Origin of the sequence: Rhodovibrio sodomensis (genome assembly GCF_016583645.1) — a bacterium.
Taxonomy (GTDB): domain Bacteria; phylum Pseudomonadota; class Alphaproteobacteria; order Kiloniellales; family Rhodovibrionaceae; genus Rhodovibrio; species Rhodovibrio sodomensis.
This window is the reverse complement of sequence record NZ_NRRL01000072.1, coordinates 1-22,377: the sequence shown is the minus strand read 5'-3', so window position 1 is coordinate 22,377 and position 22,377 is coordinate 1. Positions and strand designations below refer to the sequence as shown.

The window sequence follows — 22,377 nt, the reverse complement described above, 5'->3', positions numbered from 1 at the left end:
GTCCGGCTGGGCGTCGAGCCGCATTTGCCCGGGCTGACCGATCCGGCCCCATTCCCGGACCAGGGAGACGTCACCGAACAACCCGGGCCAGATGGCGCAGCGGTAGAAACGGTGCTTGTTGCTGGTGTTCTCGATGCGGATCAGATCGGCGGCATCGTTTTGCAACGTAACATCCGACATTTGTTTCACTCCGGGCCCGAAAAAGGCCCCGGCGAGCCGGGGCGCTTCGTCTAACGTCCTGAGAATCCTATCACAGCCGCAGCCGTGCATGAAACAGAATTACCAATAGTGTTTCAGCGCTTTGTGCGTGAGACACAGTGATCGGACGGGTCTAAGTAACCCGCCTGCAGCAAACAGACAGGCCAACGGCCGTTATACGCATCGCCCTATGCGCGCCAAACGTCACGAACGATGCGAACCGGTTGTAGACGAATTGAGCGATATGGATCGTGGTCGTAGCAGCAGACTCGCAAGTTTGCCGGGTTTGTCGCGCCTTTCTGATTGATTGGCACCACAGTGACGTTGGCCTTGTCGGCGGACTGCTCGCACCCCTCTGGATGCTCACATCGGCGCACGACCGCAAGTACCCTGACAGTCCAAAAGGGTTGCGGAAGAGAATCAACGCCAAGCTGATTCTGCCCAGCTGTGCGCGGCCTCCCCTCGACATCGTAAATCGAGGAAAGCGCGCTCTTGTGACGGTTACACCATCCGCAGGACAAAGCGAGGTTGTTCTCTTCCCCACCACCATGTGAGTGCGCAACCACATGATCGATTTCGATGGCAACGTCCCTGTGTGAGAGCCCACGAGGCTTCAAGATGTCAATGAACTGGGGAAGGGGCACCTCATGCCGCTCTTGGTAAAGGAAGTTCTCGACAGCTTCAGGCGCAAATTTGGCCCCACAGATCCAGCATCTCGGCGGATCGCCTGCAAAATCTAAAAGAAGGCGCTTGTCTGAAAACGGGACCGGCTGCCGGCGTCGTGATGCTTGAAGCCGGTCAACAAAGCGCTTTAGAATGTGCGCAGCAGACGCTGCGAGTTCCTTCTTTTGAGGGCGGCTGAAGTAATGGAAACGGGTTTCTACAACTTCGAATACATCCGCAAAAATCTGCGGGTAGGATGCGTCAAGCCTTGCATAATGTCGTGGATCAGCCAAACTTTCCACGAACCATCTGGCCCATTGTTCGTTAATGTCCGCTCTTAGGAGCGATTTTTGGCGTCCGAGCAACCCCTCTGGCACCTGCAGTCGCGCGAGCTCTCCGAGAGAGGCGCTGCTCCAGGTCGATGCACCGCTGCTTAGGGCTGATTCCAGGAAATGCGCTTCATCCATCAGATACGCCGATACTCTCACTCACCCTTGGGCTGACGGAAGAGGCGACGATCAGGAAGATTCCCACCGCTCTTTCGATACTCAGACCAGAGGAATGCCCACTGGTTCCGAATACCTGTAGAGTCCTTCTTTACGCCAGCCAGGTTCCAGTTTTTATCGAAGTAGCCCGTATTGACATTCTCAAGCCAGGTATCGACAAGGTCAGGTATCTCGTCAGCCGAGTTAAGTCTGGTCCGCGTTTCTACCATAAACTGAAAAAAATCGGCCGCCAAAATAGTCAGCGATATCTTATTAAAGAGATTCGAGTCTCGGGTGCGTCCCCAGAAATTGTGCTTATCTGGATCTTCCGTGTTACCGAACGTGTCGCGGATTTTTGCCCAGAACTTAATGAAAACCTCGCGCCACGGCCCATCGAGCTTGCTCCAGTAATTCTCCGGTTTCTCGAAGCCTTGGCTCTCATAGTCGGCGATAATTCCAGAATTCGGCAGGAAGCGCTGCTTCCATAGTTCGGCATAGTCGTTCCTTTGCCCGAAGAGTTTCCCGCCCTTGAGATTCCGAAATATGCCGACCAGAGATGCGAAGACATTCCACTGTAGGAGGTCTTTGGAATCGCCTGCGAGCCCACGCTCAACCAAGCCGCAGAATGGGCTGTCCGGGTGGCGCGCGAGATAGGTGATGGCTTGGGATTCTTCAAGATGAATACCCGCATTCTTCAAGCGAGTCGCAACGCTATCCATCTCGTCGTTGGAGAGTGTGGTCGATACAATAGTACCTAAGAGCGCTCGTCCGATAGGGGTCGCTTTCTGGTTCACGACAATGAACTGGAAGACCTGTTCAGCCGGTTCGGTCGACATCAGTAGCGAGATGGGTAAGAGGCGGGATTTGCGATGTATAATCTCCGCCTCGACATCTTCCCAGTTCTCACCGTTGGCGATCCGCTCTTCCACCTCAGATTGGATCTCCGGGTCGTTCAGCATCTCACGGGCCGCTGCAAGAGCGCCTCGCAACCGATGCTGGCCATCAACCAAAACGACGGGTCGCAGATAGGAAAGAAGGGCGTCACTGGTGAAACCGAGAAACTCGTTGCCTTCAATCGGACGGTCGATCTGTTTCACGAGCTCGTGGCGGGCCGCGATCTCCTGCCAAAAGTCGATAATGTGGGATTCTTCAAACAGGACGCCCGAAGGATCACCGTTCTCCGAAGTCTCGGAGGGACTTTCCTCACTGGTCTCTGCCGTTTCTTCAGCCGGATCGGCTTTTTCCAAGTGCCCAACCTCAGCAGCGCGCGCTTTCAAGCTCTCTACGATAGCAGGATCCGGCTCTCTGTCTTGGAGTTCTGGCACGCGAGATTCGATATACTCGCGAACATGTCGCAATATTTCTTCGAAAGAGAGAGAGTCGAATTCTGGAATATCAATGACAAGTTCACCAATCTGGATTTGCGCCTCCGTTGACGTTCCGGGGGATGGCTCAAAATGTACAGAGGATCGGGGTATATCACGCAAAGAACATAGAAGTGGGTTTTGAATTATGTTGTCTTGGTTCAGGTAAAACTCCCGCAAGCTCTTGATACGGTTTGGACTTTCCTCGCGTTGGAAACCAGCTGTCTCTTCGCCTGAACCAAACCGCTTTTTCTGAGGGACCCCGGCCCATCTGTCGATGTCGGGAGCTGGGGCCGCGAACTGTGTCAGCCACTTATCAGAGTTGGTTTGTTTGGAGATTATGCATTGATAGCGGTACTGCACTTGATCGCTCCCGGATATCTTCTGGCGATTGTCGTTGCTGGTTCTTGGCTACTGAAGCCCTGAGATGGTGTTGCGGATCGCCGCCCAGTCGACGTCCGGCGTCAGATGACACCAGGAAAATCGGATCGCCCCTTGGACCTCGTTATCTGAGAGGCCCATGGCCTGCAAGACGTGGCTTGGTTCATAGCTCGTTGAAGTGCAAGCGGAGCCGTTCGACACGGCCGCCAGGCCCTTTAGAGAGAGCATGACCGCCTCGGAATCGAGGCCGTCGATGCTGAGATTGAGCACATGGGGAACTAGCCGCTCCTCGTTGCCGTGCAGACGTATCCCCAAAGGCTGGAGGGCTGCAAGCGCTTGGCGACGAATGGCCAAGCATTTCTCTCGGCGCGCCTTATTGTTTTTCTCTGCAAGCTCAGCCGCCAGACCAAAGCCGGCGATCAGCGGTGTCGGCAACGTGCCTGGCCGCAAGCCGCGCTCCTGACCGCCGCCATGGATCAAAGGCTCTAGTGGTGGCCGACGATATCGGCGCCGGCGCGCGATCAGAACTCCAACACCGATCGGGCCGTAAACCTTGTGCGAGCTCGCACTGATAAGATCGATTCGTGGGGATTTGAGCTCGTCTACCACCTTCCCGAAGCTCTGGGCTGCATCGACATGCAAATAGGGGTGTTGCTCCTCTAGGCCGGCCGCGATCTCTGCCACAGGCTGTGTGACACCTGTCTCGTTGTTCACATGCATGACCGAGACCGCAAGCGTGTCCGACCGGATGGCTTCGAGAACGCGCTCGGCCGGCACAAGCCCGTCAGCATCCGGCGGCACGAGGGTCACCTCGAAGCCGCGGCGCTCCAGAACCTCAAGGGGCTCGAGGACAGCTTTGTGTTCGATCGCCGTCGAGACAATGTGCTGCCGCCCAGTTTGCTCTCCATGGCGGGTCAGTCCGAGAAGGGCGATGTTGTTGCTCTCGGTAGCGCCGCTGGTGAAAAGCACCTCGTCCGGCTTGGCTGCGACGAGTGAGGCAACCTGCTCGCGCGCGGTCTGAACCGCATTCTTCGCTTGCTGGCCGAATTCGTGGGTGCGGCTGCCGGCGTTACCGACATTCTCACTGAAATACCGGACGACGAGCTCCTGCACCTCCGGTTCCACCGGCGTGGTTGCGTTGCAATCCAGATAGACAGCCACGGTGCGCCTCCAGGCTCAGAATGTTTGCGTGCGCGAGCCCGTTTGTATGTTTCCGATTTGACAAACATGTTTGTCTATGATGAGTGGTGTTTGCATCTCATAGAAACCCCTCGCGGCGCAAGGTCAGGATGTCAGAAGGTTTCGAAATCATATTCCCCGCTATCCGTGGGATCCAGGCAGGCAGGGAGTATTATGTATCAATGTGCCCCCTGCGGCTGCTCCCCCGATTGTTTATCTTCAACGATGAAGACATTCTCCCGGAAATGCGCGCTCAGCGGCAGTTAAACCGCTCTCGTGTTCCCGAGATGGCACGATATATTACAGAAAACCCGAATGATTACGTTTTTTCTGCGATTACTGTTTCGATCGATGGTCAAGTCGACTTCGAGAAAATTGAGTCTGAAGGAGATGCAAGCCGGGTCGGTATGCTTCACATACCGATGGACTCACGCTTCGTGATAAATGACGGGCAGCACCGACGCGCCGCGATCGAGATGGCTTTGCGGGAGCGTCCAGAGCTCGCTGATGAGACGATCGCTGTCGTCTTCTTCCTCGATGTCGGGCTCGAGCGCTGCCAGCAGATGTTTGCTGACCTGAACCGGTATGCCATCCGGCCGTCGAAGTCCCTTGGGGTCCTCTACGACCATCGGGATGAGACAGCGCAGCTCGCCAAAAGCCTAGTCCTGAAGTCCGGCGTGTTCCGGGATGTTGTCGAGATGGAGAAGACCACGCTCTCGCAGCGCTCCCGCCGGCTTTTCACGCTCAGCGCGATCTACAACGCCACGCATGAGCTCGTCTCTGGCATTGAGCTCGAGGACCCCGAAGAAGCCGCTGAGCTTGCCGTCAGCTTCTGGGAAGAGGTGGCAAAGCACATGAAGGAATGGGAGCTCGTGCGCAACGGCCAGATCACGGCCGGTGAGGTTCGCCAGGACTTCATCAATTCCCACGGCGTCGTGCTCCAAGCCCTGGCACGGGTCGGCAACACGCTGATCCGGAAACACCCGAATGATTGGCAGAAGAAGCTCAAGAAGCTCTCAGAGATCGACTGGAAACGCGCTAATGCTGCGCTGTGGGAGGGCCGCGCCCTCCTCGGCGGGCGGGTCTCCAAGGCGCAGCAGAACATCATCCTTACCGCCAACGCGATCAAGCATAAGCTCGGCGTGGAGCTCTCGCCAGAAGAGCAGCGTGTCGAGGACGCATTCAATCGAGGCGAACATGCAGCAGCCTAACGTCCGCAAGCCAGCCTCAGCCTTCGAGGAACTTGGCTTTCGCAAGACGCTCGACCTGGTCATGGAGGAGGTCGCAGAGCTCTACAAAGCCGACGAGGTTCCATGGGTCGTCGGCTACAGCGGCGGCAAGGATTCCACGGCTACACTCCAGCTTGTCTGGACCGCCCTGGCGCGGCTGAGCGCAGAGGAGCTGACCAAGCCCGTCTATGTGATTAGCACCGATACCCTGGTCGAAAACCCGATCGTCGCGTCCTGGGTGCGGCGGTCACTCGAGAATATCGACACGGCCGCGGCTGAGCAGGGGCTCCCGATCTCGTCGCATCAGCTGACCCCGGATCCAAGCAACACCTTCTGGGTGAACCTTCTGGGCCGCGGTTATCCAGCCCCTCGGCCGAAATTCCGGTGGTGCACCGAGCGACTGAAGATCAACCCCTCACACGAATTCATCAGCTCGGTCGTGCAGAGCCACGGCGAGGCGATCCTGGTGCTTGGCACGCGTAAAGCCGAGAGCGCGGCGCGCGCCAAGGTCATGAACCACTTCGAAAAAAAGCGCGTCCGGGATCGCCTTAGCCCAAATGGGGGCCTGCCGAACTCTTATGTCTACACGCCGGTCGAGGACTGGACGAACGACGATATCTGGATGTTCCTCATGCAGATCCAGAACCCCTGGGGTTACAACAACAAGGATCTGCTGACGATGTACCAGGGCGCCTCGCCGGACAATGAGTGCCCTCTGGTCGTCGATACAAGCACGCCGAGCTGCGGCGACAGCCGCTTTGGCTGCTGGGTCTGCACGATGGTCGAGAAGGACAAATCGATGCAGGCCATGATCCAGAATGATGAGGAGAAGGAGTGGATGCTTCCGCTTCTTGAGCTCCGGAACAAATTTGCTCCCAAGGACAGCGACGGGAAATGGGATGACCGTCATCTGCGTGACTTCCGGCGTATGAATGGCTCCGTCCAGCTATTCCATGACCGCCCCATTCCTGGACCGTACAAGCAGGAAGTCCGGGAAAACTGGCTGCGGGAGCTTCTCCAGGTTCAACAGGTGATCCGCGAGACCGGCCCCGACTACGTGCACGACATCGAGCTGATCTCAGTGCCCGAGCTCGAAGAGATCCGTCGCATATGGGTCGTCGATAAGCATGAGATCGAGGACAGCCTGCCCGGGATCTACGAGGAGGCGACCGGCGCCCCCTATCCTGGGCGCGCGCTAGACGACAACACAGCAATGGGCGCGGAAGAGATGCAGCTCCTGAAGGAGCTGTGCGGCGAGGATCAGCTGCATTTCCAGCTGACCCGGGAACTCCTCGCGACGGAAAAGCGCTATCGCTCGATGCTGCGCCGTGCGGGCCTCTTCAAGGCCATCGAAAGCGCCTTTCAGCGGAACTTCTATGACGATGAGAACGATGCGATCGAGCGCGCCCGTCAGAAACAGAGCGGTCGCGACGACGCGCAAGCGCGCGGCCAGGACCATGCCTATGGTTTCACGCGCACAGAAGAGCAACTCGAGCTGACCGAAGCCGGGACGGATGAGGCCCACCAATGATACTCGACGAACTCACCATCCATGACTTCGGCATCTATGGTGGCCGTCAGACGATCCGGCTGACCCCACCGAGCGCTGAGCAGCCAGTTATCCTCTTTGGTGGGCTGAACGGGGGCGGCAAGACGACCCTTCTGGACGCGCTTCAGCTGGTGCTGTTCGGCCCCTTCGCGAAGTGCTCGAACCGCAACGGCCTCAGCTACCAGAAATTCCTGGCCAACTGCATTCACAGAGGCACCGGCGCTCAAGAAGCCGCGCTTGAGCTTACCTTCCGGCATACGCTCGACGGCCAAGAGGGGGAATACCGGCTGCATCGCTCCTGGCGGCTGACGAGCAATGGCTGCAAGGAGCACTTCGAGGTCCTGCGCGACGGGCGGGTCGACCGGACCATGACGGAGAACTGGGCAAACCAGGTTGAAGACTTCTTTCCAAGCAACATCGCCCATCTCTTCCTGTTCGATGGCGAGAAGGTCGAGGGCTACGCTTCCCCCGAGAGCTCGGCCAATCTGATCGGCACTGCGATTCAAAACCTCCTCGGCCTTGATATCGTCGACCAGCTCGAGAAGGACCTCCAGACCTTCGAGCGGCGCAAACAGGTCGAAGCCAAAGGCGATGAAGACCGCCAAGCGATCGAAAAGGCTGAGCAGGAGATCGAAGAGGCCCGCCAACGCCTGGATCAGCTCAAGCAGGATCGGGCTTCCCTAGAAACCTCTCGCCTCGAGAAGGCGCGTGCCCGCCTGGCGAAGGTCGAAGAGCGTTATCGCAAGCTCGGGGGCGAACTCTACGATCAGCGAGCGGAGATCGAGGCGCGGCGCGACGCGGCCGAAAAGGCCGCGCGCGACGGCTCGCACCGCCTTCGCGAGCTCGCTGCGGGCTGCTTGCCCTTGGCCCTGTGCCCCGATCTCCTGACGGCCGTTTCCGAGCTCGCCGATCAGGAAGAGGAAAGCCGACATGAGCGCGAGGTCCTAGCCACCCTGCAAGAGCGCGATGTTCGGCTCTTGGAACTCGCAAGAGAGCAGGGGTCAGACACGGATCTGCTCAAGCGTCTCGAGGCCTTTTGCGAAGAAGATCGCGCACGCCGCCAAGAGATCAGCGCGCGCGCGAGCTACCTTGATCTGCCGACCGAGGCGCAGGGCGACCTTCGAGCTCTGCTTAACCGCGATTTGAAGGAAGCCAAAGAGGAGGCGCGAAGCCAGCTGACCGAACAACGCCGTCTGGAAGAGGAGCTCGACCAGGCGCAGCTCGAGGCAGCCAGTGTGCCTCAACCCGACAGTCTCTCTTCGGTTATAGAAGAGCGCGAGCAGCTCAGGACAGAAATCTCCCAGCTCGAAGCCGAACGGGCCCGGCTCGAGGAAGAGATTGCGCGCACCGAGCGGGAGCTCGAGCAGAAACAGCAGACCCTGACTCGCCTCCTGGAGGCGGATGCGCAAGCCGAGCTTCATCGCAATGACAGGGCGCGCATCCTACACCGCTCACCCAAGGTGCGCGGGACCCTGGAGACATTCCGGCGTGCTGTGGTCGAGCGGCATTTGCGAAAGATCGAGCAGCTCGTCCTGGAGAGCTATCAGCAGCTCCTGCGCAAGACGAGCCTGGTCACCGCGCTCTCGATCGATCCGAATGATTTCTCTTTGACGCTCTTCGCGCATGACGGCGAACGGCTCTCTCCCGAACGCCTCTCAGCCGGCGAGCGCCAGCTCCTGGCCGTGGCGCTTCTCTGGGGGCTGGCCAAGGCGTCCGGGCGACCGCTGCCGACTGCAATCGACACCCCGCTAGGGCGGCTCGACAGAGGCCATAGAGGCCATCTCGTCGAGCGCTACTTCCCCTTCGCGAGCCATCAGGTCCTGCTGTTGTCGACGGATGAAGAGATCACCGGCGACTATCTGGAGCGGCTCAGCCCCTGGATCGGGCGGATGTACGCCCTGGATTTCGACGATGCGGCCGGCGCCACACGCATCTCGGAAGGCTATTTTCCTGAGAAGGAGGCTGCCTGATGGCTATCGACTACATCCGCCTCTCTCAGCAAGGCAAAGATCAGCTGACCAAGCTGAAGCGCTACACCGGCATCGAACACTGGAACGTGCTCTGCCGGTGGGCCTTTTGCCTGTCCGTGTCCGAGCCGAGCGTGCCGCCGGATGCGAAGATCCCAGCCGACAGCAATGTCGAAATGACCTGGAAGGTCTTCGGCGGCCGGCACCACGAGATCTATCTCGCGCTGCTCAAGGAGCGGTGTCTTCGGGATGGCTTCGACACAGACCCGGAGACACTGAACCATCAGTTCAGGCTCCATCTGCATCGCGGGGTTTCTTACCTCGCCGGAAACCGAAATCTGCGCGATATCAGCAAGCTGGTTGCCATGCCGCTCGATGAGGCTGCGTGAGCCATGGAGCAGCCGGTCGAGCGCCACAAGACGGCGATCGGGCGGACTGATCTCTCCCGTCCGATCAAGCTGGCGCTGACAGACGGTCTAGCGTCCCCCGAGACGCCGATCTTCGATTATGGATGCGGGCGCGGGCAGGACATCGCCCGCCTCAGCTCCATGGGCTTCACGATCAAAGGCTGGGATCCGTTTTTCCTGCCGGACGCACCACGTGAACCCGCGCCAATCGTCAATCTCGGCTATGTCGTCAATGTGATCGAGGACCCAGGCGAGCGCCAGGACGCGCTTCGCCAGGCCTGGTCCCTGGCCGAGAGTGTCCTGATCGTCGGAGCCCGGCTGACCGCCGAATGCCGGGACGGGGCGGAAACCTCCGACCTGTCGGACGGGCATCTGACCTCGCGCGGCACTTTCCAGAAGCTCTTCGAACAGACGGAGCTGCGAAACTGGATCGAGCAGACACTCGGCGTCTTGGCCCTGCCGGCCGGGCCAGGGGTCTTCTATGTGTTCCCCAGCGACGTAGCGCGCATGGCCTTCCAGGCCGCGCGCTATCGCAGGCGCGCAGTTGCGCCGCGCCTGACCCGTTCAGAGACGCTGTTCAACGAGCACCAGACAACCCTTCAGCCCTTGATCGAGTTCATGGCGAGCCGGGGCCGGCTGCCGACTGATCATGAGCTCGGCGCTGCGATCGAGCCGATCCGCGAGATTTTCGGAAGTCCCAAACGCGCCTTCCAGGTGATCAAGCGCGTTACTGATGCCGAACAGTGGGATGCCATCGCGGCTGAACGCGCACAGGATCTCCATATCTATCTCGCGCTCTCGCAGTTCGACGGTCGCCCGCGCTTCTCCGAGCTCCCTGAAGAGCTGAAGCTCGATGTAAAGGCCTTCTTCTCGACCTACACGAAGGCCTGCCAGGGCTCAGATGAGCTCCTGTTCTCGCTCGGCGATCCAGAGGTGATCGAGGCAGCCTGCAAAAGCTCCGAAGTCGGCAAGCTGACACCTTCAGCGATCTATGTGCATGAGAGTGCGCTCGAGGCGCTGCCGCCGGTTCTGCGGCTCTTCGAGGGCTGTGCCCGTGGCTATATCGGCCGGGTGGAGGGAGCCAATCTGATCAAGCTCCATCGCGGAGATCCGAAGGTTTCCTACCTCACCTATCCGGACTTCGAGACCGATCCGCATCCGACCCTGGCGCACGCCCTGACAGTCAATCTCCAGACCTTCCGGGTGAAGTCGCGGCGCTACAGCGGTCAGCGGAACCCGCCGATCCTGCATCGCAAGGAGACCTTCCTGCCGGAAAGCCATCCGCAATATGCAAAATTCGCGCGGTTGACCCGGATCGAAGAGCAGAAGGGGCTATACGCCAATAGCAGCCGAATTGGCACACGGGACGGCTGGAATTGCGTGCTCGCTGACAATGGCCTCTACCTGCACGGCCACCGCCTACTCCGTTCGAACGTCTCTACAAAGAAGGCATAGACCCCCCACGGAACTGACGATCTCGGCGCCAGCCTCACCAATGTAGCTAGCACGTGGCTGGACAATGAGCCAGGACATCGAATCCGCGCCTGGCGTGGCGCAACCGCCACCGGCTGTTTTCCTGATCAGCGAGCCTTTTCGGCCTCAGGACTCCCCGCATTTTGCGGACTTGAGAGCGTCGGGGGCGGTGTCGTAACCGGGCGGAGTCTGGTCCGGTTATGCATGGAGGTGAGTGTTGCTCGGAAGCATATGAGCTTCAACGTGGACGAAAACTGCTCGTTTCACTTCATCGCGACCACCGTGGCGGTGCCCGGATCCGTGTTGGCGACTCTCAACCTGAGGTAGGCGTGTCTCCCGACGTTGGACGGCAAGACGGGAGGCACGATGCCGACTGCGAGGATAGCCATGCGCAAGATCCGGGACGTCCTGCGTCTGCATTACGAGAACGGCCTGTCCAAACGCCGGATCGCGCCCAGGGTCGGGCTCGGCGTGACGACGGTGGCCGATTACCTGCGGCGTTTCCGCGAGAGCGGCCTCAGCTGGCCGCTGCCGGCGGAGATGGCGGACAGCGAGCTGGAGCGCCGGCTGTTCCCGGTGACCCGCTCGACGCCGGCGCACGAGCGCCCGCTGCCGGACTGGGCGTGGGTCCACCGGGAACTTCGGCGCAAGGGCGTGACGCTGTCACTGGTGTGGGCGGAGTACCGCGCCGCGCACCCCGACGGCCTCGGGTTCACGGCGTTCTGCAACCACTACCGGGCCTGGGAACGGCGGCTGCCGCGGACCATGCGCCACCGCCACCGCGCCGGCGAGAAGCTGTTCGTGGACTACGCCGGCTACACCGTGCCGGTCAGCGACCCGGCGACCGGCGAGACGCATCACGCAGCGATCTTCGTCGCGGTGCTGGGCGCCTCCAGCCTGACCTACGCCGAGGCGACCTGGAGCCAGGGGCTGTCCGACTGGCTGACCAGCCACGCCAACACCTTCGCGTTCCTGGGCGGCGTGCCGGCGGAGGTGGTCTGCGACAACGTCAAGTCGGGCGTGACCATGCCGGACCGCTACGAGCCCCGGCCGAACAAGAGTTACGCCCAGCTGGCGGCGCATTACGGCACGAGCGTGTCCGCCACGCGTGTGGCAAAGCCGAGAGATAAAGCAAAAGTAGAGGCCGGAGTGAAACTGGTGACCCAGGCGCTGGCCCGGCTGCGCCACCGGACGTTCTTCTCGCTGGCCGAGCTGAACGACGCGATCCGCACGGAGATCGACCGCATCAACGGCAAGGTGATGCGGCACATGGGCGAGAGCCGCCGGGCGCTGTTCGAGCGGCTGGATCGGCCCGAGCTGCGCGCGCTGCCGCGTACCCCCTACCAGCCGACCGAGGTGCGATTCCGGACCGTCGGGCGCGACTATCACGTCAACATCGATCAGCACGGCTACTCGGTGCCGCACGAGCTGGTGGGCGCCCAGGTCGAGGTGCACGTCAGCCGCGACGCCGTGGAGATCCATCACGACGGCAAGCGCGTTGCTGTGCATCGGCGCAGCACCGTCGCCGGCGAGCACTCCACGCAGGATGGGCATCGTCCACCGGGGCATCGCGCCTACGCCGGCTGGACGCCCGCGAGCGCGCGGCAGGCCGCGCAGGCGGTCGGGCCGGCCACCGCCGGCATGGTGGATGCCGTTTTGTCGGACAGCCGGCCCGACCAGGCGCTGCGGACGTGTGCGGGGATCCTCCGCCTCGGCCGGGAGTATGGGACCGACCGGCTCGAGGCGGCCTGCCGGCGCGGGCTGAGTGTCGGCGCGGTCAGCTACACCAGCCTGCAGTCGATCCTCGCCCGGGACCTGGACCGGGTTGCCGTCCAGGACCGGCCGAGCGCGCCGGTCAACGACAACCACGCCAACGTCCGCGGGGCCCAGTATTACCAGTAACGCCGAGGAGGTGACCATGCTCACGCACCCCACCCTGGAGGAACTCAAGGCCCTCGGCCTGACCGGCATGGCCGAGGCGCTGGCCGAGCAGCTGGACGACAGCTCCGCCCGCGAGCTGCGGTTCGAGGACCGGCTCGCCCAGCTGGTCGACCGGGAACGCCGGCATCGCGAGACCCGGCGCTACCGCAACCGGCTGCGCCAGGCGCAGTTGCGCCTGGACGTGCGCATCGAGGACGTCGACTACAGCGCCGGCCGCGGGCTCGACCGCAGCCTGATCGAGTATCTCGCCACCAACCGGTGGATCCGCGACGGCCGCAACCTGCTGGTCACCGGCGCCTCCGGCTGCGGCAAATCGTTCTTTGCCTGTGCACTGGGTGAGAAGGCGTGCCGGGCCAACCTCGCGGTGCGGTACTATCGCGTCCCGCGGCTGCTGGAGGTACTCGCGATCGCGCGCGCCGACGGCAGCTACATGCGCCTGCTCAAGAAGCTCGCCAAGGCCGACCTGCTGATCCTGGACGACTGGGGCCTGGCGGCGATGACCGACCAGCAGCGCCGCGACCTGCTGGAGGTCCTGGACGACCGCTGCGGGCGCGCGGCCACGCTGGTGACCAGCCAGTTCCCGGTCGGCGAGTGGCACGGCCTGATCGGCGAGGCGACCGTCGCCGATGCCATTCTGGATCGGCTGATCCACGGCGCCTACCGGATCGAGCTGCAGGGCGAGTCCATGCGCAAGCGCTACGCGCGCGCGGACGGCGACAGCGGCAACGGCGCGGAGGAGACCGCCGAAACCGGAGCGTAACGGCGCTGACCACGAGCTCCACAGGGTCCCACCCACGCCCCGGCCGCGCGCCAGCTAGGGGCGCGCGCGGCCGGGCCGCGGGTCCCGCCCGTGGAGCTGTGGACAGCGCCTCACCATCCAAGTCGCAGATCGTCACCGCCTTGCCCTCAGCGGCACCGATCTGCAACCGTCACGACACCAACACGAAGCCGGGAGCCGTCCACCGCCAGCTGGTCGTGATGACATGAACAGACCGGTCGGCATGATGTGAAAAGGGTGGTCGGCATCATCTGAACAGCCCGGTCGTGATGCGTGAAATACGCATCGCCGTCCACGAGCCGGAAGATGGCCGGAGTCACCGGCTGGGCCGCCACCTCCAACACACGCACAGTGCCGGGGTAAGCCGCCACTTCCATGCGTCCGCCGCCCATTCGCACCGAGCCGCCGTCGGTCTGCCGGACTTCGACGCGCGAGGTCTCGTAAGTGTCCACGGTCGCGAGCGCGAAGCCGTCGCCACTCATCGTCGCCTCGCGGCGCCCGTTCACGTAGACCCCGAACTGGTCGTTTGGGCGACCTTCGCTGTTGACGGCTACAACGCTCTCGCCTTCGACGACGCCGAGCGCGAACGCCTCCGTCGTCGCGGCGAAGCCCGTGCGGCCCGTCGCCGACCAAGACAGCCGGTTTCCGGTCTTCACGCCCTCGGCTTCAGCGTTCGCCAGTTCGCCGTCGTACTCCGCGCCGAGCGACCCGCCGAACGCGTTCTCGCCGTCCGCGTCGCGCTCGGCTCGCGCGCCAGCATTGAGCGTCAGATCGCGCGTGGCGTTCCGCCAGGCGACATAGGAGCCGTCGACTTCGGACGACAGCGCCGTTCCGTCGTCGCGGCGCTGGGCTGTTGAAGTGGAACTGGCGGACCAACGGTCGCCCGACGCGAAAAAGCTCACCGACAAGTAAGCGACAGCTTCGCCCTCTTCGTCGAGCGACCCCGTCAGCCGCGCCAAGCCCCGTGTCCGGCCGAGGTCGAAGGCGTAGCTGACCGACGGCCCGGCGTTCCATCGGACGTCCTCGTCGGGGTAGCGTTCCGCCCGGGCGTCGAAGCCCAGCTGCCAATCCGCGTTGGCTCGCCAGTCCAAGCCGAGGTCGAATGTCGTGCGCGTGCGCGCCCGCTCCACTAGCGCCGCGCCCGTTTCGGCGTCGACCTCCGGCGCGTCGCCAAACGCCTCCACGTGCCGCGCGCGGGCGCTGTAAGACCACGCCCCGGACGTCCCGAACAGGCGCGCCGAGGCGCCCGCGATTTCCAATGTCGCGAACCCCGAAACGTCGACTTCTCCCCATGGCTCGACGAAGCGCAGGCCGATTTCGCCGCCTCCCGTCCGCGAGGTCGCCGTCGCGTCGGCGGCCAGGCCGACGCCTTCGGCGAGGCGCCAGACGCCGCCCCCGTGCGCGAAAACCGGATCGACGCCGGGAACGCCAGATCCGGCGTCGGGCGCGAGAAAGCCTGCCTCGAACGTGTACTGCGGTTCGCCTTGCGGCGGCACGCCTCTGTCTTTCGAAAAGAAACGCGTCTCCGTGCGGACGGCGCCGCCGGCCAGCGGACGTATCTCGATTTCGATGTCATAGGCCCCCTCCGGCAGCCCCGACGTGTTCACGCGAACCCGTCCAGGGTCGTACGTGTCGGCTTCGAGAAGGCGCCCGTCGCGCAGAATGCGAACTTGGGCGCGCTCCCGCAGGAACAGGGTCACGGGCGTGCCCGCGGCGGCGCCGGCAAGATCGGCCCTGGTTTCCAGAGTCGTTTCGACGCGCGCGCCCCAGAACCTCTTGGCGCCGAGCGAGGGCAGGGGGGTTGTCTCGGACAGCCCGCCGCCGTAGCGCCAGCGGCCGTTGTCCATCTCGCCGAACGCGGAGTCCAAAGCGAAACCGTCGGCGTCGGAGAGCGAGGTTCGCGCCCGCAGCCGCGCCGGGCCGTCGCCGACGACCGTGCGGGAAAAGCCGGAGAAGGCGCGCTCCGTCTCGCCGTTTGCGGTGCCCGACGCGGCGCCGTAGAAGTCTTGGATGATCCCCGGCACGCCCCATCCCGGCGTCGGGACGTACTTCGGCCCGGTCGTCTCCCGAACCAAGGAAGCGCCGGGAAAGACCTTCACGCTCCAACTGTCCCGGTTGAAGATCACGCCCGCGCCGTCAGGGCGGACGTCGATCCGGCCGCAACCATCCGTGCGCACGCGGCGGCAGACTTTGTCGACGTTCGCGCTAAGCTCTCCGGCCAGTTCGTCGGCCAACGCGGCGTCGTCGACATCGTCTGGGAACGCTTTCGCGACGGCCTCGGGCTGCGCGAAAGAGATCGTCCCGGCCTCAGCGTCGTACATGGCCCGGAACCGCCCGAGATCGCGTCCGCGATGGGCGACGGTCACGACGGCTTCCGTCGGTTCGACGTCGAAGCCTTCAGGTGGAGCGAACTCCGCGCTCGAAGCCGGATAGGCGAGAGCCAACGGCGCCAAAGCCGCGGTCGCCCGCAAAGCGTCTGCAAAGGTCATCTTTCTCACGCACTGAAAGCCTCCCGTTCAGAGAGGCGACAAAATCAATGTCAGCAGGTCCGAGGCGGACGCCGTTTCCTCTGCGAAGTCCGCCGCGATCGTCAGGTTCCCGCCGTCCTCGCACCCGGCGTCCGCCGGATCGGCGGCGAAGGTCTCCGTCTCGCCTTCCGGAAGGTCGCGCTCGATCCCCGATTTCGTCGGGTACGAAACCGCGACGGAGTAGGTCGATCGCGTCCCGTCCGGCGCCACGGCGACATATTCGCCATCGCCGTTGGCGCTGTCAGCCAGAGCCGCCCAACCGCCGCCCTCGGAGATCACGCAGGCTTCGACCGAAGCGGGTCCGTCAACCGACGGCTCGAACGACAGCGTTTCGCCCGCAGCGCCGTCGATCCGCACGGTCTCGACCACGCGCGCCCGGACTTCCGCCGTCCCCTCGTCCCCGCCGTTCGCGGCGGCGGGAGAGGCGGCGAACGCCAGCGCGAGCGCCGTCAACGTGGCTTTGCGGTCCATTCCAGCCTCGTTTCGTACTCGCCCGGCGGGGCGGGCAACGCCGACTGCGGCACCCGGAAGCGCACGCGCGTTGTCGGGCCTTGTCCTTTCCGGCAATTTCCGGACGCCCGGAGCGGGACGCCGTCATCGGCCTGACGCCATCCGCGCCCCGGAGTCTTGACCCGGACGTCGAGCGGCAGGACGTCGCCTTGGCCGTTGGCCATCTCGAAGTTGCGGAGAACCAGGAGATGGCCGTCGTCCGCAGACGGCACGCAAAATGTCGTTTCGCCTTCAAGGATTCCGCGTCCGGCCCATTCGCCGAGATCGACCGGCGACGCGGGTGCGGCGGTCGGCGCCGCCAACGCCAGCGCCGCCGCCGAGAGCGCGATGAGGGCCTTCACCGCGGTTCGACGAGCACCGTCAGAGTGTCCGAATAGGAATCCGCCGGAGATGCTTGGATTCGGGTACCGTCAAGCTGGAGACCGATACTGGCATTGACACCTCCGGTGCCGCTACATGAAGCGTCCGAAAACTGGCTGCTACCCGGGCTGAAGGACGTCACCGCACCTTCGGTGAGAGTGGTGGCGCTAAACACGTCGCCTCCTGCGACACCTTCAAAATACACTTCATATTCCAAGCGATGGGCAGTGTTCGAACCGTACATTTCGAACGTGCCATTGCCATAATTGGACTCTACCGTGATGTCGAATCCCGTGGGGCTGGTGGTGTAAACGCAAACGTCATCGAAAAGTCGGACCACATTGTCCAGCGCGGACACCGTCCCAACATCCAAATCGTCGAGGCCGCTGATACGGACAGTCTCGCTCACGGTCGCAGAGACGCCGACCGAACCCGTCGAGGTCGTCCCTTCGGAACCCTGCGAAGCCGCGTTGGCCGCGCCCGCCGCGCCGAAGGCCATGCCCATGGCCGCGACGCCCGCCAGAAGGTTCTTTCGGATTTCCATTTTCTCTATCTCCTTTCAACTGACTGGGCGCGCGACGACGCGCGCCCCAAACTGCGTTACGGACTGAAAACCCTCTCTGGGAGGATATGGGGCGAATATAGCATCATACGCGTCGCATGTAACCGTTGAAGAGATTTTTCATCGGTTGACTTCGATGGCAAACCCGCGGCTTCGCTTCCCGGCGACGGCGAGTTCGAGGTCCGACTTCGTGCCGTTGACCGCGAGCGCTCCGGCGTTTCGATCGAGGCCGCATCCGCCAGGCCCCTCGCCGAGCTTCGAGGCGAAGGCGGACTTCGGCGAAGCGTCGCCCAAGCCGGAGGGGTCCAGGAGAACCTTCACGGTTCCGGCGGCTTTGAACGTCCCCCTCAACCCTTCGCCCGTCAGGCGTCCGCTCCCCAGCACGACGGCCCTCGACGGCTTAACCGGCCCCATGCTGCCCGGCGTGAAAGCGTAGCCGCGCCGCAAAGGGAGCGTCTTGTCCTTGTCTTTCAGCTTCGGTGAGACATGGATCTCCTCGCCGGGTTCCGATCCGGACGGCAGGACCCATACGCCGGTCGCGCGCGGCAAAGGGCTGTCTACCCCCTTTTTCCGGGGGTGGGGTTCGGCGTCCGTCTCGAGGCGCTCGACCGTTCCGAGCGTGCCGTCCGGCAGCGCGACGGTGTCGCCTCTCGCCACGGCCAAGTCGCCGCCCTTGGGTCGCGGCATGATGGCCTCGTCGTCTCCGACCGCGCCCATGCTTTTCAGAGTGTTACGGATCGCTTCGGAAACGCGCTTAGCCTCGGCCATGGTCGCGCACACGGCGACCGACCCCTCGCTTCGAGACGCGGCAGTCGCCGCTACGCCGCTCTCGGCGTCGCCGCTTTGGTCCACCGTCAGTCGGCCGCTTTTGTCCAGCGCGTCGATGGCCTTCTCCCAAGCTCCCTCGGAAATCAGGCGCCGAGGTTCGTCGCGGCGGATGCCTTCCGTGCCCAGGCGGTCCGCCAGCAGACGGAACCCGCCGCCGACGTCCTTGCCGGAACCCGGACGCGAAGGATCGACCTCGCGCCGCTCTCCGATGAAGATGAGTCGCGCGTCCGGATCGCGGCCCTGCACGAGCTCTTCGATTTCGCCTGTCGGCAGCCGGTCGGCGCCCTCGACGACGACGGCGGTCGGGTCGGCGTGCCGGATCGCGGAAGCCAGCAGTTCGGCGTCCGGACCTTTGGCGTCGAGGCAAGACACGCCGTCGCCGGACAGCGCTCGGCGGACGGCGGGCAGGACGTCGTTCTGTTTCGGGTTCGAAATGTCCGCGCGCTCGGAGATGGCCCGTCTGGCGGCGTCCGATGTTTGCCGGGAACTCGCCGGAGCGAACGCCCCCCGCGAGGACAGGGCCTCGATCGCGACGTCCCGTTCGGCTTCCAGCCTGGACTCGAACGCGAACTCCAGTTCCTTGTGCCGACCCCTCCCCAGCGGGATCGTCATCGGGTCCGACATCACCTTCTCGGCGGCGGCGATCGCCGCTTGGACGCCCATCCCGCGCTCGGTCGCGAACTCCATCGCGCGCGTATACGCCACCTTTTCCGTCCAGACGGTCTCCCCGTCAAAAAGGCGACTGGCGAGGTCGTCCGCCAACCCGACGGCGTCATGAGGGACTTCGGGCACGTCGCCGGGCGTGTACGCGTTGGAGACCAGCCCCCGCAGGCCCTCGATGCGATTGGCCCGGTTCGCGGCGGCGCCCTTGGCTTGCTTGGTGCCTTTGGCGACCGCGATGGAGAAAGCCCGCGGATTGCGGAGAGGCCCGCTCCGCTCGGCCTTTGCGCGGGCCTTTTCCAGAGCGGCCCTGCGCGAGGAGAAAGCCTTCTTCACTTCTTCCGGAACGCCCGCGACGTCCATCAAGGTGTTCCCGTGGCGGTCCGCGAAAGTCCGCACCGGTATGCCGATCTCGCGCAAGCGCGCCGCCAGGGAAGCGCGGAAAGCGGAGCCGCCGGCGTGCTTCCAGCGCCGGGGGGCGTCCGGATCGATCGTCCCGAACCGGCCGTCAGGCGTCCTGCCGTGCGACCACTGGTAAAAGTGGACGTGCGCGTTCGGCTCGCCGGCGCGGTTGTCGTAGTGGATGAAAGCGGCGCCGACAGCGCTCGCGGGAACCGGATCGCCGCTTCCGAACCGGGCGAACGCCGTCTTGCCGTCCATGAACGCTTGCGCGTCGTCCACCGCGCCGATGAGCGCGGACTTGATCGCGTTGGCGAGTTTCTTGTCCCCGGCCCGTTCGGCCTCGGCGAGCGTGAGGCTCAGCCCCTTCGGCGCCGAATACGTGAAGTCCGTCCCGATCACCCGCGTCGGAGAGTCCGCGTTGTGCGCGACGCGAGTGCCGTCGGGGAGGTATCCGCGGGCCAAGTGGCGCAGCGCTTCCCGGTCGGCGCGGCCCTTGGCGTCCGCCGCGCCCATCCCGGCGAGAACCCCGCCGGGGTCTCTCAGCATCCCGACAGGGTGGCCGTTGCGGTCGCGCTCGTACCACCCGCCCACGGACTCCTGTTCGTGGCGCTCAAGGTAGTATTTGATCGCGCCCGCGCCGCCGGACTTCTTCGTGGTTTCGAGCATCGGTACCCCCGTTAGGAGACGGGGTCGCCGTCCGCGGCCATTTCCCGGATCGCTTCGAGGGCGTAGTCGGACTTCTTTTCGACCCGGTCGACCGCGCCCAACAACTCGAACAGGAGCTGTTGCAGCGAGGAGGAGATTTCGTGGGTCTGATCGACTTGGTGCGTTAAAATCGACCGGAAGTTCTCGACAGTCTCGACGTGATTGAGCAGGTGCTCGACCGCCGCCCGGTCGGACGTCAGGCCGTTGCTCGCCGCCAGGGCCGCGAGGCGCACTTTCTGGTCTTCGCTCACGTCGAGCGGCGGAAGCTCGGCCTCGTTGTCGTCTTCGGACGGCTCGCGGAACACCGTCTCGTCGCTGTTGGCCCGAAGATGCGCGATCACGCCTTGGCACTCGTGGTCCGAGTGCTTGGACTCGGCGACCTGCGGGTTCGGCTCTCCGACCGGGTCGGTGCCGACGTAACCGGAAACGTCGATCGGCGCGTCGATGGAGCCCGCCGCTAGGTCCGACTCAAGATCGGACAGCGCCTCGCCCTCGCCGGGCTGGTCGTAATCGAACTCGCCTTCGGCGGAAACGGACATGACTTCGAGTTCCTCGTCTTGCTCGAAGTCGCCGACCGGGCCGTCGTTGTCTTCGCGAACCGCGTCGCTGCCATCCCCCGAGGAGCGGCCGCTTTGCTCGATCTTGTCAGCCTCGATGGACATGATCTCGTTGAGACGGCGGGCAGCTTCGTCGTCGACATTCGGCGCGACGGCGTTCGCGACCGCTTCGGCGTCGCGCCGAACAGTCTCTCCCGTCTCTGCCTCGCCGGCTGTCGTCGTGTTGGGGTCAGTGTCCCGGTTCATCGGGGTTTCGTTCTCGTCTTGCATCGGAGCCTCGCAAACGGACTTCAAACGGTACGCGCAAATCGCGCTAGGGCACTATCTTACACGATATAGGCCCAAAAATCCAGACCGGAAGGCACATCTGGATCGAGAGAGTCGGCGACGCCGCAGTTTGACAGCACACCGGTTCCGCGATACGATTGAAGCGTTTGCAGTCGGTCGGAGGGGCCTGTCTTGTACCCGACCCCCGGAAAAGCCGTAACCCGCTCTGTCGTCTCGTGGCCGAACGCTGTCGCTGCGGCGTTCCTGTCGGTTGTCACCGCCATGTGGCTCGCCGGGACGGCACGCGCCCAGGAAATAGACCCGAAACTCGTCGAGAAAGCCGATCCGGAGTCTGTGGGGGACGCCGCCGATAAGAAAATGGGATCGGTGCTGGATGTCTTGGAGCGGCTCCAAGAGCAAGCGGGGATCGACAGCCCGGTCGAGACCCTCTTGTACGCGATCGCCTTCATTTCGGGGTTGGCTCTGGTGGCAAAATCCTTGACGGACTTCGTGAAGTTCGGGAGCGATCCGAACCGCGTGCCTTTCAGCCAGCCCATGCTCTACTTTCTGGCGGGCATCTTTTTGGTTCAGCTCGGGGCGACAACCGACACTGCGTCAGAGACGCTCGGCGTCAGCGACGTCGCGTTCGCGTACGCCGAAGCGGCCGGAAGCTCGACGGGCGGCAAAATCCTTGAGATCGTTTTCGAGTTTCTTCATGTGATCGGCATCGTCACCGTGATGCGGGCCCTGTTCCTGATGCCCAAGATCGACGGCAGGCAGTTTACAGTCGGCCAGGTCATCACGCACTTGGTGAGCGGACTGTTGCTTATGAACTTCGAGTGGACGTCCTGCACTATGCTGGCGTCGTTCGGGTGGGGAGACGCCATCTGCGGAGGCTGACGGATGCTTGCCCGTACGCGCACGGATCCGCCTACGCGGGTGGTCGTCGAGGAGAACCCCACCCGGCGCCCCCCGGCGGACGCCCTTGAGTGCCTTCATGTGCAGATCGAGCCCGCGTGCGACACCACGCGGGCCTGCGTGACCCGGGCCGTCGCCAAGGCGTGCCGTTCCGCCGCGCGCCAAGGGGCGTTCGACGAAGCCACCCTGGCGACCGTCGTCGGCTTCGAAGCGAAACACGGGATATGCCAGGCGCTGGCGCGGCACGTCGACGAAATGTCGGAGGGTCGCTTCGTCGGCTGCTATTGGGACGACTGGCTGGCCGTCTACGAGGCCGTCGCGTCGGAGGATGAGACGCCCGAACCCGAGTTGCCGGAGTTCCGCATTTCGCTGTTGCCGTAGCCGTGTGGGACGTATATGGTCCACGTCGTCGGGTCGGCCCTCGCGGACCTGACGCACCCCTCGACCCCCTCGACCCCCTCCGGCG

At 63.5% G+C, this 22,377-nt stretch carries 20 protein-coding genes; 9 read left to right on the top strand and 11 right to left on the bottom strand.

The window, feature by feature from the left end:
- From CKO28_RS29385 to dndA, 4 genes are all read right to left on the bottom strand, one after another.
- Nucleotides 1-180: WGR domain-containing protein (locus tag CKO28_RS29385; protein WP_200342400.1), on the bottom strand; the 180-nt coding region annotated here is incomplete at its 3' end.
- 206 nt (nt 181-386) lie between these two features.
- A complete protein-coding gene (locus CKO28_RS19035) occupies nt 387-1,328 on the bottom strand; it encodes an HNH endonuclease (protein ID WP_200342399.1) in 942 nt (313 codons plus the stop codon).
- A 17-nt stretch (nt 1,329-1,345) separates the two neighbouring features.
- Nucleotides 1,346-3,073, bottom strand: coding sequence for a ParB N-terminal domain-containing protein (locus CKO28_RS19030; RefSeq protein ID WP_200342398.1), 1,728 nt, complete (start codon nt 3,071-3,073; stop codon nt 1,346-1,348).
- Between the two features lie 48 nt (nt 3,074-3,121).
- The gene (dndA, locus tag CKO28_RS19025; RefSeq protein WP_200342397.1) at nt 3,122-4,252 is read right to left on the bottom strand and encodes a cysteine desulfurase DndA; all 1,131 of its coding nucleotides are present in this window, start codon (nt 4,250-4,252) and stop codon (nt 3,122-3,124) included.
- A 128-nt stretch (nt 4,253-4,380) separates the two neighbouring features.
- Between dndA and dndB the strand changes: the two genes are divergently transcribed.
- From dndB to CKO28_RS19000, 5 genes are read left to right on the top strand one after another with little or no spacing between them, the layout of a single operon-like run.
- On the top strand, nt 4,381-5,481 hold the full coding sequence (gene dndB / locus CKO28_RS19020) for a DNA sulfur modification protein DndB (protein WP_200342396.1): 1,101 nt from the start codon (nt 4,381-4,383) through the stop codon (nt 5,479-5,481).
- Nucleotides 5,468-7,030: a DNA phosphorothioation system sulfurtransferase DndC gene (gene dndC / locus CKO28_RS19015; protein ID WP_200342395.1), complete on the top strand. Its 1,563-nt coding sequence runs from the start codon at nt 5,468-5,470 to the stop codon at nt 7,028-7,030. Before dndB ends, dndC begins: the two co-directional genes overlap by 14 nt.
- On the top strand, nt 7,027-9,018 hold the full coding sequence (gene dndD, locus CKO28_RS19010) for a DNA sulfur modification protein DndD (protein ID WP_200342394.1): 1,992 nt from the start codon (nt 7,027-7,029) through the stop codon (nt 9,016-9,018). Before dndC ends, dndD begins: the two co-directional genes overlap by 4 nt.
- Nucleotides 9,018-9,404, top strand: a complete 387-nt coding sequence (gene dndE / locus CKO28_RS19005; RefSeq protein WP_200342393.1) for a DNA sulfur modification protein DndE — start codon at nt 9,018-9,020, stop codon at nt 9,402-9,404. Before dndD ends, dndE begins: the two co-directional genes overlap by 1 nt.
- Before the next feature lie 3 nt (nt 9,405-9,407).
- Entirely contained in the window at nt 9,408-10,877 is a 1,470-nt protein-coding gene (locus CKO28_RS19000) for a DNA phosphorothioation-associated putative methyltransferase (protein ID WP_200342392.1), read from the top strand.
- A 281-nt stretch (nt 10,878-11,158) separates the two neighbouring features.
- Here CKO28_RS19000 and CKO28_RS28920 read toward each other — a convergent pair whose 3' ends face one another.
- Nucleotides 11,159-11,284, bottom strand: coding sequence for a hypothetical protein (locus CKO28_RS28920; protein ID WP_274611014.1), 126 nt, complete (start codon nt 11,282-11,284; stop codon nt 11,159-11,161).
- On the opposite strand from CKO28_RS28920, the gene istA reads away from it, so the two are divergent.
- Both istA and istB read left to right on the top strand, forming a co-directional pair.
- Nucleotides 11,283-12,797 carry an IS21 family transposase gene (gene istA, locus CKO28_RS18995; protein WP_200342391.1) on the top strand — a complete coding sequence of 505 codons (1,515 nt, stop codon included), beginning with the start codon at nt 11,283-11,285 and terminating at the stop codon, nt 12,795-12,797. The genes CKO28_RS28920 and istA overlap by 2 nt on opposite strands.
- Nucleotides 12,798-12,813: 16 nt before the next feature.
- Complete coding sequence (gene istB, locus CKO28_RS18990) at nt 12,814-13,596, top strand: IS21-like element helper ATPase IstB (protein WP_200342390.1); 783 nt, start codon at nt 12,814-12,816, stop codon at nt 13,594-13,596.
- A gap of 146 nt (nt 13,597-13,742) precedes the next feature.
- Here istB and CKO28_RS18985 read toward each other — a convergent pair whose 3' ends face one another.
- The 6 genes from CKO28_RS18985 to CKO28_RS18960 form a co-directional block, all read right to left on the bottom strand.
- Nucleotides 13,743-16,103 carry a TcfC E-set like domain-containing protein gene (locus tag CKO28_RS18985; RefSeq protein WP_242480663.1) on the bottom strand — a complete coding sequence of 787 codons (2,361 nt, stop codon included), beginning with the start codon at nt 16,101-16,103 and terminating at the stop codon, nt 13,743-13,745.
- A 27-nt stretch (nt 16,104-16,130) separates the two neighbouring features.
- Nucleotides 16,131-16,613, bottom strand: coding sequence for a hypothetical protein (locus CKO28_RS18980; protein WP_200342388.1), 483 nt, complete (start codon nt 16,611-16,613; stop codon nt 16,131-16,133).
- Complete coding sequence (locus CKO28_RS18975) at nt 16,592-16,993, bottom strand: hypothetical protein (RefSeq protein ID WP_200342387.1); 402 nt, start codon at nt 16,991-16,993, stop codon at nt 16,592-16,594. Before CKO28_RS18975 ends, CKO28_RS18980 begins: the two co-directional genes overlap by 22 nt.
- The gene (locus CKO28_RS18970; RefSeq protein WP_200342386.1) at nt 16,990-17,556 is read right to left on the bottom strand and encodes a Csu type fimbrial protein; all 567 of its coding nucleotides are present in this window, start codon (nt 17,554-17,556) and stop codon (nt 16,990-16,992) included. The genes CKO28_RS18975 and CKO28_RS18970 overlap by 4 nt, the downstream gene beginning before the upstream one ends.
- 138 nt (nt 17,557-17,694) lie before the next feature.
- Complete coding sequence (gene mobF, locus CKO28_RS18965; protein ID WP_200342385.1) at nt 17,695-20,130, bottom strand: MobF family relaxase; 2,436 nt, start codon at nt 20,128-20,130, stop codon at nt 17,695-17,697.
- A gap of 11 nt (nt 20,131-20,141) precedes the next feature.
- Complete coding sequence (locus CKO28_RS18960; protein WP_200342384.1) at nt 20,142-20,996, bottom strand: hypothetical protein; 855 nt, start codon at nt 20,994-20,996, stop codon at nt 20,142-20,144.
- A gap of 189 nt (nt 20,997-21,185) precedes the next feature.
- Here CKO28_RS18960 and CKO28_RS18955 point away from each other — a divergent pair, with 189 nt between their 5' ends.
- Both CKO28_RS18955 and CKO28_RS18950 read left to right on the top strand, forming a co-directional pair.
- Nucleotides 21,186-21,893 carry a hypothetical protein gene (locus tag CKO28_RS18955; protein WP_200342383.1) on the top strand — a complete coding sequence of 236 codons (708 nt, stop codon included), beginning with the start codon at nt 21,186-21,188 and terminating at the stop codon, nt 21,891-21,893.
- 3 nt (nt 21,894-21,896) lie between these two features.
- Nucleotides 21,897-22,292 (top strand): hypothetical protein, encoded by a 396-nt coding sequence (locus tag CKO28_RS18950; protein ID WP_200342382.1) that lies wholly within the window; start codon nt 21,897-21,899, stop codon nt 22,290-22,292.
- Nucleotides 22,293-22,377 lie beyond the last annotated feature (85 nt).